This is a genomic window from Exiguobacterium sp. Leaf187, from assembly GCF_001423925.1.
Taxonomy (GTDB): domain Bacteria; phylum Bacillota; class Bacilli; order Exiguobacteriales; family Exiguobacteriaceae; genus Exiguobacterium_A; species Exiguobacterium_A indicum.
This window is the reverse complement of sequence record NZ_LMPR01000009.1, coordinates 1,402,137-1,416,045: the sequence shown is the minus strand read 5'-3', so window position 1 is coordinate 1,416,045 and position 13,909 is coordinate 1,402,137. Positions and strand designations below refer to the sequence as shown.

The 13,909-nt window shown below is 48.5% G+C and carries 11 protein-coding genes and 1 pseudogene; 8 read left to right on the top strand and 4 right to left on the bottom strand.

Translation table 11 applies throughout. The features are described from left to right. Positions 1-94 precede the first annotated feature (94 nt). From ptsG (ASF99_RS11540) to ASF99_RS11530, 3 genes and pseudogenes are all read left to right on the top strand, one after another. Positions 95-1,597, top strand: a pseudogene (gene ptsG, locus ASF99_RS11540) (glucose-specific PTS transporter subunit IIBC); the annotation flags it as partial. Positions 1,598-1,747: 150 nt separating this feature from the next. After that, positions 1,748-3,859 carry a glucose-specific PTS transporter subunit IIBC gene (ptsG, locus tag ASF99_RS11535; RefSeq protein WP_055968832.1) on the top strand — a complete coding sequence of 704 codons (2,112 nt, stop codon included), beginning with the start codon at positions 1,748-1,750 and terminating at the stop codon, positions 3,857-3,859. A gap of 152 nt (positions 3,860-4,011) precedes the next feature. Further along, positions 4,012-5,529: an MDR family MFS transporter gene (locus ASF99_RS11530; RefSeq protein WP_023469129.1), complete on the top strand. Its 1,518-nt coding sequence runs from the start codon at positions 4,012-4,014 to the stop codon at positions 5,527-5,529. A gap of 108 nt (positions 5,530-5,637) precedes the next feature. Here ASF99_RS11530 and ptsP read toward each other — a convergent pair whose 3' ends face one another. Further along, positions 5,638-7,362, bottom strand: coding sequence for a phosphoenolpyruvate--protein phosphotransferase (gene ptsP / locus ASF99_RS11525; RefSeq protein ID WP_023469128.1), 1,725 nt, complete (start codon positions 7,360-7,362; stop codon positions 5,638-5,640). A 353-nt stretch (positions 7,363-7,715) separates the two neighbouring features. On the opposite strand from ptsP, the gene ASF99_RS11520 reads away from it, so the two are divergent. Genes ASF99_RS11520 through ASF99_RS11515 form a run of 3 tightly spaced genes read left to right on the top strand, consistent with a single transcriptional unit; the run spans position 7,716 to position 9,944 of the window. After that, positions 7,716-9,128, top strand: a complete 1,413-nt coding sequence (locus ASF99_RS11520; protein ID WP_055968830.1) for a leucyl aminopeptidase — start codon at positions 7,716-7,718, stop codon at positions 9,126-9,128. Next, positions 9,125-9,295 (top strand): hypothetical protein, encoded by a 171-nt coding sequence (locus ASF99_RS17280; protein WP_156323189.1) that lies wholly within the window; start codon positions 9,125-9,127, stop codon positions 9,293-9,295. Before ASF99_RS11520 ends, ASF99_RS17280 begins: the two co-directional genes overlap by 4 nt. Then, positions 9,276-9,944, top strand: coding sequence for a DUF429 domain-containing protein (locus ASF99_RS11515; RefSeq protein WP_055968828.1), 669 nt, complete (start codon positions 9,276-9,278; stop codon positions 9,942-9,944). Before ASF99_RS17280 ends, ASF99_RS11515 begins: the two co-directional genes overlap by 20 nt. Here ASF99_RS11515 and ytvI read toward each other — a convergent pair. Beyond that, the gene (gene ytvI / locus ASF99_RS11510; protein WP_035396400.1) at positions 9,924-11,048 is read right to left on the bottom strand and encodes a sporulation integral membrane protein YtvI; all 1,125 of its coding nucleotides are present in this window, start codon (positions 11,046-11,048) and stop codon (positions 9,924-9,926) included. The genes ASF99_RS11515 and ytvI overlap by 21 nt on opposite strands. Before the next feature lie 93 nt (positions 11,049-11,141). Here ytvI and ASF99_RS11505 point away from each other — a divergent pair, with 93 nt between their 5' ends. Both ASF99_RS11505 and ASF99_RS11500 read left to right on the top strand, forming a co-directional pair. Continuing rightward, complete coding sequence (locus ASF99_RS11505; RefSeq protein ID WP_035396401.1) at positions 11,142-11,327, top strand: hypothetical protein; 186 nt, start codon at positions 11,142-11,144, stop codon at positions 11,325-11,327. After that, positions 11,293-12,180 carry a MazG nucleotide pyrophosphohydrolase domain-containing protein gene (locus ASF99_RS11500; protein WP_235515937.1) on the top strand — a complete coding sequence of 296 codons (888 nt, stop codon included), beginning with the start codon at positions 11,293-11,295 and terminating at the stop codon, positions 12,178-12,180. The genes ASF99_RS11505 and ASF99_RS11500 overlap by 35 nt, the downstream gene beginning before the upstream one ends. Positions 12,181-12,221: 41 nt before the next feature. Here the strand turns inward: ASF99_RS11500 and ASF99_RS11495 are convergent, their stop codons facing one another. Both ASF99_RS11495 and ASF99_RS11490 read right to left on the bottom strand, forming a co-directional pair. Beyond that, positions 12,222-13,412, bottom strand: coding sequence for an aminotransferase (locus ASF99_RS11495; protein WP_055968823.1), 1,191 nt, complete (start codon positions 13,410-13,412; stop codon positions 12,222-12,224). Next, on the bottom strand, positions 13,409-13,906 hold the full coding sequence (locus tag ASF99_RS11490) for an Lrp/AsnC family transcriptional regulator (protein ID WP_023469120.1): 498 nt from the start codon (positions 13,904-13,906) through the stop codon (positions 13,409-13,411). The genes ASF99_RS11495 and ASF99_RS11490 overlap by 4 nt, the downstream gene beginning before the upstream one ends. Positions 13,907-13,909 lie beyond the last annotated feature (3 nt).

Sequence of the window (13,909 nt, the reverse complement as noted above, 5' to 3'; positions counted from 1 at the left end):
TGTAAAAAAACGGTCAGATGTCTGACTTTTTTCGTCTCAATCATTGGCATTATTCATCATACTTCGCTCTTAACAGGAAAAGGAGGAAACACACATGTTCAAACAGATTTTTGCTGTTCTTCAACGTGTCGGTAAAGCGTTGATGCTTCCTGTAGCGATTTTGCCAGCTGCCGGTATCCTACTCGGATTCGGTAACGCGATGCAAAATCCGAACTTGACGTCAAAACTCGAGTTCTTAAAAAATGATGCAATCATCAAGGTTGCAAAATTGATGGAAGCAGCTGGGGATATCATCTTCGGTAACTTAGCACTCTTATTCGCGGTCGGTGTCGCGATTGGTCTTGCAGGGGACGGCGCAGCCGGACTTGCGGCAATCGTCGGATTCTTGATCATGAACAAAACAATGAGCGTATGGCTCGGCGTTACACCTGAAATGGTTGCTAACGGTCAAGGATATGCAAACGTACTCGGTATCCCAACACTTCAAACTGGGGTATTCGGTGGTATCATCATCGGTTTGATCGCAGCTTGGGCGTACGGGAAGTACCATAATCTCGAATTGCCACAGTTCCTTGGATTCTTTGCTGGTAAACGTTTCGTTCCAATCGTCACAGCAGTTGTTTCATTGGTTGCAGGTCTTGTTCTCGTATTCGTCTGGCCGTTTGCGCAAGATGGCTTGAACTCGTTCTCGCACTTCATGATGGAGAAAAACCCAACACTCGCAGCATTCGTCTTCGGTCTCATCGAGCGTTCGTTGATTCCATTCGGTCTTCACCATATCTTCTATGCGCCATTCTGGTTCGAATTCGGTTCGTACAAGAATGCAGCAGGAACAGTCGTTCATGGTGACCAAGCGATCTTCTTCGCACAATTGAAAGACAACGCAACATTAACAGCTGGTACGTTCATGACTGGTAAATTCCCGTTCATGATGTTCGGTCTTCCAGCAGCAGCACTCGCAATGTACCACGAAGCTCGCCCTGAGCGTCGTGCAGTCGTTGGTGGTCTTCTTGGATCAGCAGCACTTACAGCATTCTTGACAGGTATCACAGAGCCAATCGAATTCGCATTCTTGTTCGTAGCTCCAATCTTGTTCGCAGTTCACGCTGTCTTCGCAGGTCTCTCGTTCATGACAATGCAATTGTTGAACGTTAAGATCGGTATGACATTCTCTGGTGGTTTGATTGACTTCCTTCTCTTCGGTGTTCTTCCAGGACGCACGCAGTGGTGGCTCGTCATCGTCGTCGGTCTTGCACTTTCTGTCATCTACTACTTCGGATTCCGTTTCGCGATCCGTCAGTTCAACTTGAAAACACCAGGTCGTGAAGATGAAGTTCAAGAAACATCATCTGTTCAAGGTTCTGAACTCGCTGAAGGTATCCTTGACGCACTCGGTTCAGAGTCGAACATCAAACACTTGGATGCATGTATCACACGTCTTCGTGTCGAAGTTCTCGACAAATCGAAAGTCAACAAAGATGAGTTGAAAAAATTAGGTGCTGCTGGTGTCCTTGAAGTTGGTAACAACGTTCAAGCAATCTACGGACCGAAATCAGACAACATCAAGTCTGAAATCCAAGCCGTCATCGCATCACGTAAACAAGAAAAAACAGTCTAATGTTTTAAGAAATGAGTCCTTCTGCGGAAGGGCTTATTTTTTTTGGAAAAATCTTTTAGAATCGTTTTGCGCTAGAATATTTTAGGGTATGAACTAAGTAGTTTGTTTAAAAAAGGAGGGAATATACGCATGTGGAAAAACGTGTTTGGTGTCTTACAGCGGATCGGTAAGGCCTTGATGTTACCGGTAGCGATTTTGCCGGCAGCGGGGCTATTGCTCGCGTTCGGGACAGCGTTTCAAAACCCGAACTTGACGCAATATTTACCGTTCCTCGAGAACGATTCGCTAGTCGTCATCTGGCGAGTCATGCAGGATGCGGGTGACATCATCTTTGCGAACCTCGGGTTACTGTTTGCCGTCGGGGTCGCGATTGGTCTTGCGAATGGGGAAGGGGTTGCCGGTCTAGCAGCGATCGTCGGTTTCCTGATCATGAACAAGGTCATCAGTTCATTCTTACAGATTACACCAGAAAAAATCACGGAAGCACAGAAAGCGAGTGACTTGTCGTATGCGACGGTCCTCGGGATACCGACCTTGCAAATGGGGGTATTCGGAGGGATCATTGCAGGTTTGATAGCAGCGTACAGTTATAATAAATTCTTTAAAATCAAACTGCCTGATTTCCTCGGATTCTTCGCAGGGAAACGTTTTGTTCCGATTGCAACTGCCTTATTTAGTCTTGTTGCCGGGTTTGCCTTGTCGTATATTTGGCCACCGATTGGAACAGGTATCAATACGTTCTCAAAAACAATCATCGAAGCAAACGAACCGTTGTCTGCCTTCATCTTTGGACTCGTCGAACGTTCATTGATTCCGTTTGGTCTTCATCATATTTGGTACTCAAGTTTTTGGTTCCAGTTCGGGGAATACACGGATAAAGCTGGAACGATCATCAATGGGGATCAGCGAATCTTCTTCGCACAATTGAAGGACGGTGTACCATTTACAGCAGGGACGTATATGACCGGGAAATATCCATTCATGATGTTCGGTCTGCCGGCAGCCTGTCTTGCGATGTACCATACCGTTGCGAAGGATCGTCGTAAAGCCGTCGAAGGTCTTTACTTCTCAGCTGCGTTGACTTCTTTCCTGACTGGTATCACGGAGCCAGTCGAGTTCTCCTTCGTATTCGTTGCACCACTCTTGTTTGCCGTTCACGCTGTTTTTGCAGGTCTTTCATTCATGATCATGGATTTACTGAACGTCAAGATCGGGATGACGTTCTCCGGTGGATTGATTGACTACACGTTATTCGGGATTCTACCGAACCGAACCTCGTGGTGGCTCGTCATTCCAGTCGGTCTTGTCTTCGCTGTCATCTACTACTTCGGATTCCGTTTCGTCATCACGAAGTTTGATCTGAAGATTCCGGGGCGGGAAGCGATTAAAGAAGGTGCCGCTACTTCAACGGCACAAGCAGGCGATCTACCGTATGAAATTCTACAAGCATTCGGTGGTCCGTCAAACATTAAACATTTAGATGCTTGTATCACACGACTTCGGATTACGGTCAATGATAAGTCCGGAGTCAATAAGGATCGCTTGAAAGAACTCGGTGCTGCTGGTGTTCTTGAAGTCGGAGATAACGTCCAGGCCATCTTTGGACCGAAATCCGATGGGATCAAGACAGAAATGGCAGATATCATGAAAGATCCAAATTATAAACCGAAAGAAACACCGGAAGCAGATCCAATTCCACAAGTACCAACGGGAGACGAAGCACGGACTTCTGGAACTGGTACAGCAGATGCCGGTCCACTCGCTGGGGATCGTGGTGGGGCTTACGTGCCTGAAGATGGATATGTCGCACCACTGAGCGGTATCATTCGTTCTCTCGATGATGTACCGGATCAAGTGTTCTCCGGTCGCATGATGGGTGACGGATATGCGATCGAACCAACGGAAGGATATGTCGTCTCTCCAGTCTCTGGTGAGATCACGACGTTCTTCCCGACGAAACACGCGATTGGTATTCTTGCGGATAATGGAGATGAAATCTTGATTCACATCGGTATTGATACGGTGTCACTCGAAGGAAAAGGATTCGAGGCGTTGGCGAAAGCCGGCGATCGTGTCGAACCGGGGACACCACTCCTCAATGTCGATCTTGAACAAGTACGACCACTCGTACCATCATTACTGACACCAATCATCGTCACGAATAGTGGGGATCGAAAAGTCGACGTTGATGTTGGACGGACGGTCGAAGCCGGAGAAGCAATTTCGTATCGTATAGAGTAAAGAAGAAAAGCGACGGATCGCCCTGAGCGATCCGTCTTTTTTGTGTGAAATGATCGTAGAGCACATTTGATAATGAGATTTTGCACATATGATGATACAATAAGTTAGCTATTATAAGAGTTAGCTAATTTTTTGAGAAATGAGGTGCGTCGATGTCTTCGACTACAACAAAAACGAATACGACACCTGTCGTCATCGGATTATTGATTGGAATTTTAGTCGCAGCAATGGATAACACGATCGTTGCGACAGCGATGCCGACGATCGTCAGTGAACTGAATGGGTTTGATCAGTATGCATGGGTCACGTCGGCTTACATGATCGCAACCGTTGCTGGGATGCCGATCTTCGGTAAACTGAGTGACATGTATGGAAGAAAACGCTTCTTCCTCTTTGGGATGCTCCTCTTCATGGTGGGAAGTATCTTATGTGGAATGGCAGACTCGATCATTGAGCTGTCTGCCTATCGTGCCTTGCAAGGGCTCGGTGGTGGGGCGTTGATGCCGATCGCCTTTACAATCATCTTTGATATCTTCCCACCGGAAAAACGGGGGAAAGTCAGTGGGTTGTTTGGAGCGGTCTTCGGCATCTCGAGTATCTTCGGACCGTTGCTTGGTGCCGTATTGACGGATTCCCTCGACTGGCGCTGGGTGTTCTACATTAATATTCCACTTGGTTTGATTGCCCTTGGTCTCGTGACGGTCTTCTATCAGGAATCACCGGTGCACCGGACACAGAAAATCGACTATGTCGGTGCGTTTACGCTTGTCGCCGGATTGGTGTTATTCTTACTCGCGCTCGAAATGGGTGGCAAAGAGTATGCATGGTCTTCGCCACAAATTCTTGGTCTGTTCGGAGCAGCGCTCGTCGCGTTCGTTGCCTTCGCATTTGCTGAACGACGTGCCGCGGATCCCGTCATTACGTTTAGTCTATTCCGCCGTCGCTTATTTGCGGCAACACAAGGCGTGGCGTTCTTTTATGGATTCGTCTTCATCTCAGCGAGTGTATTCATTCCAATCTTCGTGCAAGGTGTCTTTGGTGGCAGTGCGACGAATTCCGGTCTGATCCTGATGCCGATGTTGATTGCCTCGGTCATCTCGGCGCAGCTCGGTGGACAGTTGCCGAACAAGTTTGGATTCCGCAACGTCATGATCGTCTCAGCGGTCTTCTTCCTACTCGGTGTCTATCTTCTTAGTACGATGACGCTTGAGACATCGCGGACAGCGGTAACGATTTATATGATCATTCTCGGATTTGGTGTTGGCTTCAGTTTCTCTCTATTGAATCTAGCGAGTATCAACGGCATCGAGATGCAACGTCGGGGCGCAGCGACCTCGATGGGCTCAACATTCCGGACAATCGGGATGACGCTTGGTGTCACGGTTCTCGGAATCATCCAATCACGGACGTTCGCGTCAGCTGTAACGGATCGGTTGCCGCAAGGTGGAGCGCCGTCCGGTGGACAGTTCCCAACGGCTGCTGCGTTTGCGAAGATGCCACCAGAAGTTGCGACAGCAATTAAGACGTCGCTTGCAGAATCGATCTCAACCGTCTATTTCTGGGCGTTGATTCCAGCAGTACTCGGTGTCATCTTTATCTTCTTGATGGGGAACGAGCGTCCGATTTTGTCGGAACAAGCTACTCCAGCGAAGAAGAAACAAGCTCAATAATCACCATTTCAACAACGTCTTCTTTCTTATAAGAAAGAGGCGTTGTTTTTTTGTTGAATTAGACAAAAAAAGACGAACCTGGATTGTTCCAGATTCGTCTGACAGAACTTATTTTTTGATGTCGAAAGTCGTGCTGAGGAAGTCGACGACTTCTTCTGCTGTATCCATATCAAGCACTTGCTCAACGATTGCTTCACATTCTGACTTGTTGAGACGTGTCATCAAGCTACGAGCGCGAAGAACAGATGATGCTGACATTGAGAATTCATCGAGACCAAGACCAAGAAGGATTGGGAGTGCCAATTCTTCTCCTGCCATCTCACCACACATGCCGACCCATTTGCCTGCTTTGTGTGCTTCAGTGATTACGTTGTTCAAGAGGTTCAAGATCGCTGGGTTGAACGGTTGGTACAGGTATGATACTTTTTCGTTCATCCGGTCTGCCGCCATCGTGTATTGAATCAAATCGTTCGTTCCAACAGAGAAGAAGTCGACTTCTTTTGCGAACTGACGAGCCATGACTGCTGTTGCTGGGATTTCAACCATCATACCGACTTCGATGTCTTCCGATACCGTAACGCCTTCAGCTTGAAGGTTTGCTTTCTCTTCAAGGAGAAGTGCTTTTGCAGCACGGAACTCTTCGATCGTTGCGATCATCGGGAACATGACAGCGAGTTTACCGTATGCACTTGCACGAAGAAGTGCGCGCAATTGTGTACGGAACAAGTCTGTTTGGTCAAGGCAGAGACGGATCGCACGGTAACCGAGGAACGGGTTCATCTCGTGTGGGAGATCAAGGTACGACAATTCTTTATCGCCACCGATATCCAGTGTCCGGATGACGACTTTTTTATCGCCCATTGACTCGAGAACCGTTTTGTAAGCTGTGAACTGCTCGTCTTCCGTTGGGAACGTCTCTGCATCCATGTAGAGGAATTCCGTACGGTAGAGACCGACTGCTTCTGCACCGTTATCCAAAACGCCTTTGACATCGTTTGGTGTACCGATGTTTGCAGCGAGCTCGACGTGATGACCGTCAGCTGTCATTGTTTTTTCGTTCTTGAGTTTTTTCCACTCTTCTTTTTGTGCGATGTATGCTGCGCGTTTTGCTTCATACTCAGCCACTTGCTCTTCGCTTGGGTTGACGATGACGTCACCTTCTGCACCGTCAAGGATGAGAAGATCGCCGTGTTTCACGTCCGTTAAAACAACTTTTGTTCCGACGACTGCTGGGATTTCGAGTGAACGTGACATGATGGCAGAGTGCGATGTCCGGCCACCAATGTTCGTTGCGAAACCTTTAGCATATTTACGGTTCAATTGAGCTGTATCCGAAGGAGTCAAGTCTTCAGCGATGATGATGACTTCTTCATTGATTTGAGCTGGAGTGACGAACGTGATACCGAGAAGGTGAGCCATCGTCCGTTTTGTGACGTCACGAACGTCTGCTGCACGTTCGCGCATGTATTCGTTATCCATCGATTCGAAAATCATGACCATCATGTTTGCGACTTCATCGAGTGCTTTTGCAGCATTTGCTTGCTCGTCCTCGATTTTTGCGTTCACCTGACTGACGATTTCCGGATCTTCTAAGATGAGAAGGTGAGCCGAGAAGATCTCCGCTTTATCTGGACCTAATTCTTGTAAGGTATTTTCACGAATGACTTCGAGTTCTGTCTTCGATTTTGCGATCGCTGCTTGGAAACGTTCTTTTTCCGCAGCTGCATCCTCGATTTTGTGCGATGGAATCTCAAAGACCGGTGTTTCCATCACGAATGCTTTTGCAATCGCGATCCCTGCAGAAGCGCCAATTCCCTTGATATGTTGTGCCATGTGCATTACCCTCTTTTCAGTAAGTTTTTTTAACGCGACGACTTCGTTTCTTAGCTATCTATAGATACCCATAAACGCCTCTCTCTTAACGAGCCTTCTGCGCACTCTCCCTTGAATGAAAACGTAGACATTTCCCGGAACAGCAAACGCATCGTTTCTTGAAGTGTCTCAACATTTCACCTGTATAATCCTATCATATTGTGAAACGGGCAACAATTGTTTGAAACCAAGCATTTCGACAAATTGTCGAACAGAAGTAGTGAAAGCGTTTGCGGTAAGTCGAGAGGCTATCAGTTGGAAAATGACTGAAAACACTTCATACTAATAGATACTAGTCAAAGGGGGAGTTTTATATGCAAACGAATCAATCCGTAGATGTACTCGTTGTCGGGATTTCTGGAAATCAACCGCTCGATGAACGGTTACAAGCACTGTATGGTGACAAACTAGAAGAGTGGGTTCGTCAAGGCGATATTTCAACGAAACGAGGAGAACTACGTCTATTGCCAACGTTAGCGGGCGACGTCGCACGTGTACTGTTCGTTGGACTCGGGAAAGTTGATCAGCTCTCGCAAGACGATTTACGCCGCTTGCTCGGGAAAGCGGCACAACATGTCAAAGCACGTCGCTTAGAACATGTCACAGTTGACGCAACAACATTCCCAGGGCAACCGGTCGAACTGATTGCCGAGACATTCACCCTCGCTACATATGAGGTCAAACATTATAAGACGTCGCCTTCGAAAGCATATACGTTACAACTGACGGTCTTACCTTCTGAAGATGAAGCCGTGCGTCGTGGTACGGTCTTAGGCGAAGCAACGAACTTGGCGCGTCGTCTCGTAACGATGCCTGGGAATCTTTTGACGGCGCCAGCGCTTGCGGATGAAGCACGCTTCATCGCCGAACGTCATGGACATGATCTCCGAATCATCGATAAGGAAGAGATGGAAGCACTCGGGATGGGCGCCTTGCTTGCCGTTAACCAAGGATCCGTCATTCCACCGAAATTGATCGTCCTTGAATATAAAGGATCAGCAGAAGCACCGATCGCGGTCGTCGGAAAAGGTGTCACGTTCGATACAGGTGGTTATTCCATCAAACCGAAAGACGGGATCGTCGGAATGAAAGGCGACATGGGAGGCGCAGCAGCCGTTCTTGGTCTGTTCGAAGCACTCGGTCAACTGAAGCCAGATGTTCACGTCATCGGTGTCATTCCAGCAACCGACAACATGATTTCCGGGGATGCCTTCAAGCCGGATGACGTCATCACGTCGATGGCAGGAAAAACGATTGAAGTCCTGAACACGGATGCGGAAGGACGGCTTGTCCTTGCTGACGCAGTCACGTACGTCAAAGAATATCAACCTAAAGCGATCATCGATCTCGCAACGTTGACAGGTGGTGTCCTTGTCGCGCTTGGAACAGAAATCACAGGTGCGTTGACAAACGATGCGTCACTTTACGAACGCTTTGAACAGGTGACGAAAGAGACGAATGAGATGGTCTGGCAAATGCCGTATGTCGATGCGTTCATTAAACAAGTCCGCCGTTCGGAAGTCGCAGACTTGAACAATTCACCGGGACGCATGGGACATATGATCTTCGGTGGTGCGTTCGTCGGGGAATTCGTCGGTGACACACCTTGGTTGCACCTCGATATCGCGGGAACATCGGAACAGAATCAAGCGTCTGAGATTGGTCCAAAAGGAGCAACGGGCGTCATGGTCCGTAGTCTGTACCGGTTCGTCGAGCAAGAAAAATGAGACGTTGGAATCTACTCGGCGTCTTGTTGACGATTCTTGCCGTCGTCTGGTATATGGATGCGCGCGACCGTCTATCGCTCGGTCTCGCGACGTTCATCGGTATCTTCACCGTCTTATCACTACTGCGTTCTTTCCGGGAGAAGACGAATGCACGTCATCGGGATTGATGCGGCAAAGGCGGGGTGGGTCGTCGTTATGTACGAAAGTGGTCGTTATACGGGATTCGTCGAACCGACACTTGCAAATATTCCTAGAGCTGACCGGATTTGGGTTGATATGCCGATTGGTTTAACGGAAGGACGACGCGAAACGGATCAGTTGTTGCGACAGGAATTACGCCCTGGGCGAACGAGCAGTGTCTTCAATGCCCCGTTCCTCAGTGCGCTGACAGCTTCTAGCTATATGGAAGCAAATGATTTAGCGAAACAACATGCGGGGATCGGGCTTTCAAAACAAGCGTGGTATCTATTACCGAAAATCAGAGAAGTTCGCAGCGTATATCGAACGGAGATGATTGAAGCCCATCCGGAAGTTTGTTTCGCACGACTCGCCGGTCATCCGGCACGTTTTTCAAAGAAGACGACCGAAGGCATTACGGAACGGATTGAATTGCTCGAGCGTTTGGATTGTCCACCGTTATGGGAACAGCGTCAGTCGCATGTTGCAATCGATGATTGGCTTGACGCTTGTCTGCTTGCGACGGGCGCCCGTTTTCCGTGTGATTACTTGCCGGCGAGTCGACCGGTGGATCCGGAAGGATATCCGTTATATGCAGCTGTACCAAAAAAATCACCCTCACCGAAATGGTGTGGGTGATCCTTTGACGAAGTCCCAAATATAATGAAAAATCTGGGCGTTGTAGAGTGCTTTTAGGATGACAGCGATCAATGGTCCGAGAATCAGTCCGAAGACCCCAAAGAATTTGATCCCGACGAACAGCGCAATCAACGCCGTGATTGGTTGAATCCCGATATTATCGCCGACGATTTTCGGTTCCATGATGTTACGCTGCAGAATGACGAGAGCGTATAGAATCCCGAGTCCAATCGCAAGTGTCGTATCGCCCGTGATGATTGAATAGGCAATCCAAGGCAGGAAGACGGAACCGGTGCCAAGATACGGCAAGATATCAAAAAAGGCAGCGATAAAAGCAACTGCGAACGGATGCTCGACACCAATGATGAACAAACCGATCAAAACGATGAAGAACGTGATCGTGATCAACGTGAGTTGCGCTTTGAGATAGCCGAATAAGGCAGATCGTAAGCTCAGGAAGACCGACTCGAAACGAGCGAACCAAGGAAGCATCTCATAGCGCTTCAATCGCATCTCGTACTGGTGCCAATCTTTTGCGATGAAAAACCAAGCAAGTAAGACAATGACGAAAATCAATGCAATCGATGGCAATGTCGCAAGGACCGTCTGTAGCATCATGGCGATACTTTTTGATCCTTCGCCAATCGCACTCGCAAGTGAACTACCGAGAGATTGGATACTGTTTTGAACCGTATTTTGTTGCGATGGCTCTAGTGAGCGTAAGGCTTCGGAAGCATCGTTCCAGATGGGTGCCAGTTTTTCATTGTACAGCTTTTGAAAATACAGGCTCAACTCTTGGATTTGCGCCGGTAATTGGTTGGCGACAAATACAAGACCGCGAATCAACTGCATGATGATCAAGGCGAGCGAACCAACTAATAAGCCACTGATCAAAATGATCGATAGCAACGCACCCCATCCACGATTGATCCGTAACCGCTTTTGGAAGAAATCGACGAGCGGACGGCTGAAAAGGGCAAGCAGAAACGCAAAGACAAACGGATATAAGATGGACGAGAGGCGGATGAGTAACCATCCACCAATTAAGAAGGCGAAGATCACCGTCAGGAACCGGGCCATTTGCCAAAGACGTTCAGTCGACACAAGCAACACCTCTTACTGGATTATGTAGAATTTATTGATATCATCATATCATGTTTAGGTAGATTACGAGTCATTCAAAAGGAGGAGATCTCGATGCGTAAAAGAGAAATCGGACTAATTGCTACGTTGATTGCTGCGACATCTGTCGGAATCCGGGAATGGAAGAAAAATCAGGCGTATGCACAACGCGTCAAACAAGAGACAGAAAGGCACGTACGCCAAGCAATCGTGGAGGGTCAGACAGATGGAACAGATGAAGACACTACAACAAAAGGTTGATGCGACGATTCGCTCACTCGGCGGTTATTTTCGACCATTGTCTGGTCTCGCACGCTTGACGGAAGAGGTCGGCGAAGTCGGAGAAGCACTGGAACAAAATGATTTAGAAGCCCTTCGCTTGGAGCTGGTCGACGTCTTGATGATCTCGACCTGTCTTGCAAATCAATACGTGACGAATCTTGAAGCACAGCATGAGACGCTCGGTACAGTAAATGATGATCAGGACGGTTCGTTTTATCGACTCGTTTATGAGGCCGGACAAATCGCACGTGTCATGAACGGTTATGAAGGGGATAAACCTCCGAAAGCGAAAGACACAATTGTTCCGATTGGTCATTCCTTAGCACGTCTGCAACGCGAACTGTTTCGGTTAGCACGACCACTTCAATTGGATTTACTGACAGAAATCGACCGGACGAATGAAAAGAATCTGAAGCGGGATAAAACACGCTTCGCGTTGACGCGTGATCCCATCACGGAAGAGACGATTGATCATTTCCGAAGTGCGACAGGAAGCGAGGCACGCCTCTGGGGAGCCCCTGTGTATGAGGAGAACCAAACGATCGAGGATAACATGGAAGCAGCATTGCCGTCACTCCGGCGTTTCCTCCGATGTGCGTCGATTGAGGGGATCGAGGCATTCGTCTTCGAAGCACCGATGGAACGCTCGCGTAGTTTGATTGAAGTGAAAGAACTAGCGGACGAAATGGGACGCTTGATCAAAGAGCGGACACCGCTTGACTTCAAGGATTCACCGTATCGCTTAGAAGTCTTTGCGCCACAACTCGGTCCGATCTCGCCGTATCATGCGGAAGACGACCATCGGATGTTTCTCGTTCTCTATGTAGACTAAAAAATGATCCGCCTGCTCCTTTGAGCAAGGCGGATCATTTTTTAGTGTGAATGAGACGATGCTGCCTCATCTTGAGTCTGCCATTTTTTCATGAAGCGCTGAATCCGAGCGATCGCTTCTTGGAGTTGTTCAATCGAACTTGCATAACTTGCCCGGACATAACCTTCACCGCTTGCTCCGAAGACGGATCCTGGAACGACGGCGACGCGCTCAGCGAGTAGCAGTTGCTCAGCAAACTGTTCACTCGTCAGTCCGGTATGACCGATGTACGGAAAGGCATAGAAAGCGCCACCTGGTAAGTGTGTCGGAAGACCCGCATCGTTTAGCGCCTTAACGAAGTAGTTCCGGCGTTGCCGATAACTCGTCACCATGTCAGGGACCGTCTTATGACGAGAACGCAGTGCTTCAATGCCCGCGAATTGAACGAGTGTCGGGGCACACATCATGCCGTATTGATGGACCTTCAGCATCGATTGCGTGATCGCAGGTGGGGCGCAAGTGAAACCAAGCCGCCAGCCTGTCATCGCGAAGGCTTTCGAGAAGCCGTTGATGATGATCGTCCGCTCCCGCATACCGGGAAGGGTCGCGAAGCAGATTGCTTCCGTTTCGTAGGACAGTTCCGCGTAGATCTCGTCACTGATGACGTATAGATCATGCTTTTGGACGAGTAACGCTAGGTCCGCTAATTGATCACGCGACATCGTCGAGCCTGTCGGATTCGATGGGAAACAGAAAATGATCGCTTTCGTCTTATCTGTTAGCAAATGTTCGATCGTTTCCGGTTGAATCGCAAAACCATTTTCTGCGTGACACGCAGCAGCGACGGGAATGCCTCCAGCGAGTTCGATCAAGGGAGCATACGAAACGAATGCCGGTTCAACAACGATGACTTCATCTCCTGGATTGATCAAACTACGAAAGGCGAGATCAAGTCCTTCTGAGGCACCGGTCGTGACGATGATCTCTTCCGTCGTTGAATAGGAGATAGCGAATTTTTCTTGCATGTAAGTTGCAATTTCTTGACGTAGTTCTAGTAAACCGGCGTTGGCACTATACGCTGTATAGCCTTGTTCGAGTGCTGCGAAGCTCGCTTCGCGAACATTCCATGGCGTGACGAAATCAGGTTCGCCGACACCAAGGGAGATGACGTCTTCCATCGATCCTGCTAAATCAAAGAAACGACGGATGCCGGATGGGGCTAACTGTTCGACACGTTCAGATAGAGACTTCATGGAGACACCTTCAATCGTTTGTCGTCATCATCCTGACTGAAGAGGACACCATCGTGCTTGTAGGTCTTCAAGCGGAAATGGGTCGTCGTCGAGATGACGGAGTCGAGCGTCGATAATTTTTCCGAGACGAATTGAGAGACTTCTTGTAGCGATTTGCCATCAAGGACGACTTGTAAGTCATATGCGCCTGACATCAAATAGAGGGACGTCACTTCCGGGAAACGATGGATCCGCTCCGCTACCTCGTCAAAACCGCGTCCACGTTTCGGTGTGACTTTGACATCGATGAAAGCCGTCACGCCATGATGGGCATGAATCTTTTGCCAGTCGATGACAGCAGTGTAACCGAGTAGGACACCGTCGCGTTTGAATGTCTCGATCGAAGCGGCTACTTCTGACGCTTCCCAGTCGAGCATTTGCGCAAGCAAGTCCAAGTCCATCGGACCATTTTGTGTTAATAATGCTAATAATTCGAGTTGTTTTTCGGTGTACATGGG

Coding starts and splice junctions, on each gene's coding strand:
- ptsG (WP_055968832.1), top strand. CDS start 1,748: ATGTGGAAAAACGTGTTTGGTGTCTTACAGCGGATCGGTAAGGCCTTG.
- ASF99_RS11530 (WP_023469129.1), top strand. CDS start 4,012: ATGTCTTCGACTACAACAAAAACGAATACGACACCTGTCGTCATCGGA.
- ptsP (WP_023469128.1), bottom strand. CDS start 7,362: ATGGCACAACATATCAAGGGAATTGGCGCTTCTGCAGGGATCGCGATT.
- ASF99_RS11520 (WP_055968830.1), top strand. CDS start 7,716: ATGCAAACGAATCAATCCGTAGATGTACTCGTTGTCGGGATTTCTGGA.
- ASF99_RS17280 (WP_156323189.1), top strand. CDS start 9,125: ATGAGACGTTGGAATCTACTCGGCGTCTTGTTGACGATTCTTGCCGTC.
- ASF99_RS11515 (WP_055968828.1), top strand. CDS start 9,276: ATGCACGTCATCGGGATTGATGCGGCAAAGGCGGGGTGGGTCGTCGTT.
- ASF99_RS11505 (WP_035396401.1), top strand. CDS start 11,142: ATGCGTAAAAGAGAAATCGGACTAATTGCTACGTTGATTGCTGCGACA.
- ASF99_RS11500 (WP_235515937.1), top strand. CDS start 11,293: ATGGAACAGATGAAGACACTACAACAAAAGGTTGATGCGACGATTCGC.
- ASF99_RS11495 (WP_055968823.1), bottom strand. CDS start 13,412: ATGAAGTCTCTATCTGAACGTGTCGAACAGTTAGCCCCATCCGGCATC.
- ASF99_RS11490 (WP_023469120.1), bottom strand. CDS start 13,906: ATGTACACCGAAAAACAACTCGAATTATTAGCATTATTAACACAAAAT.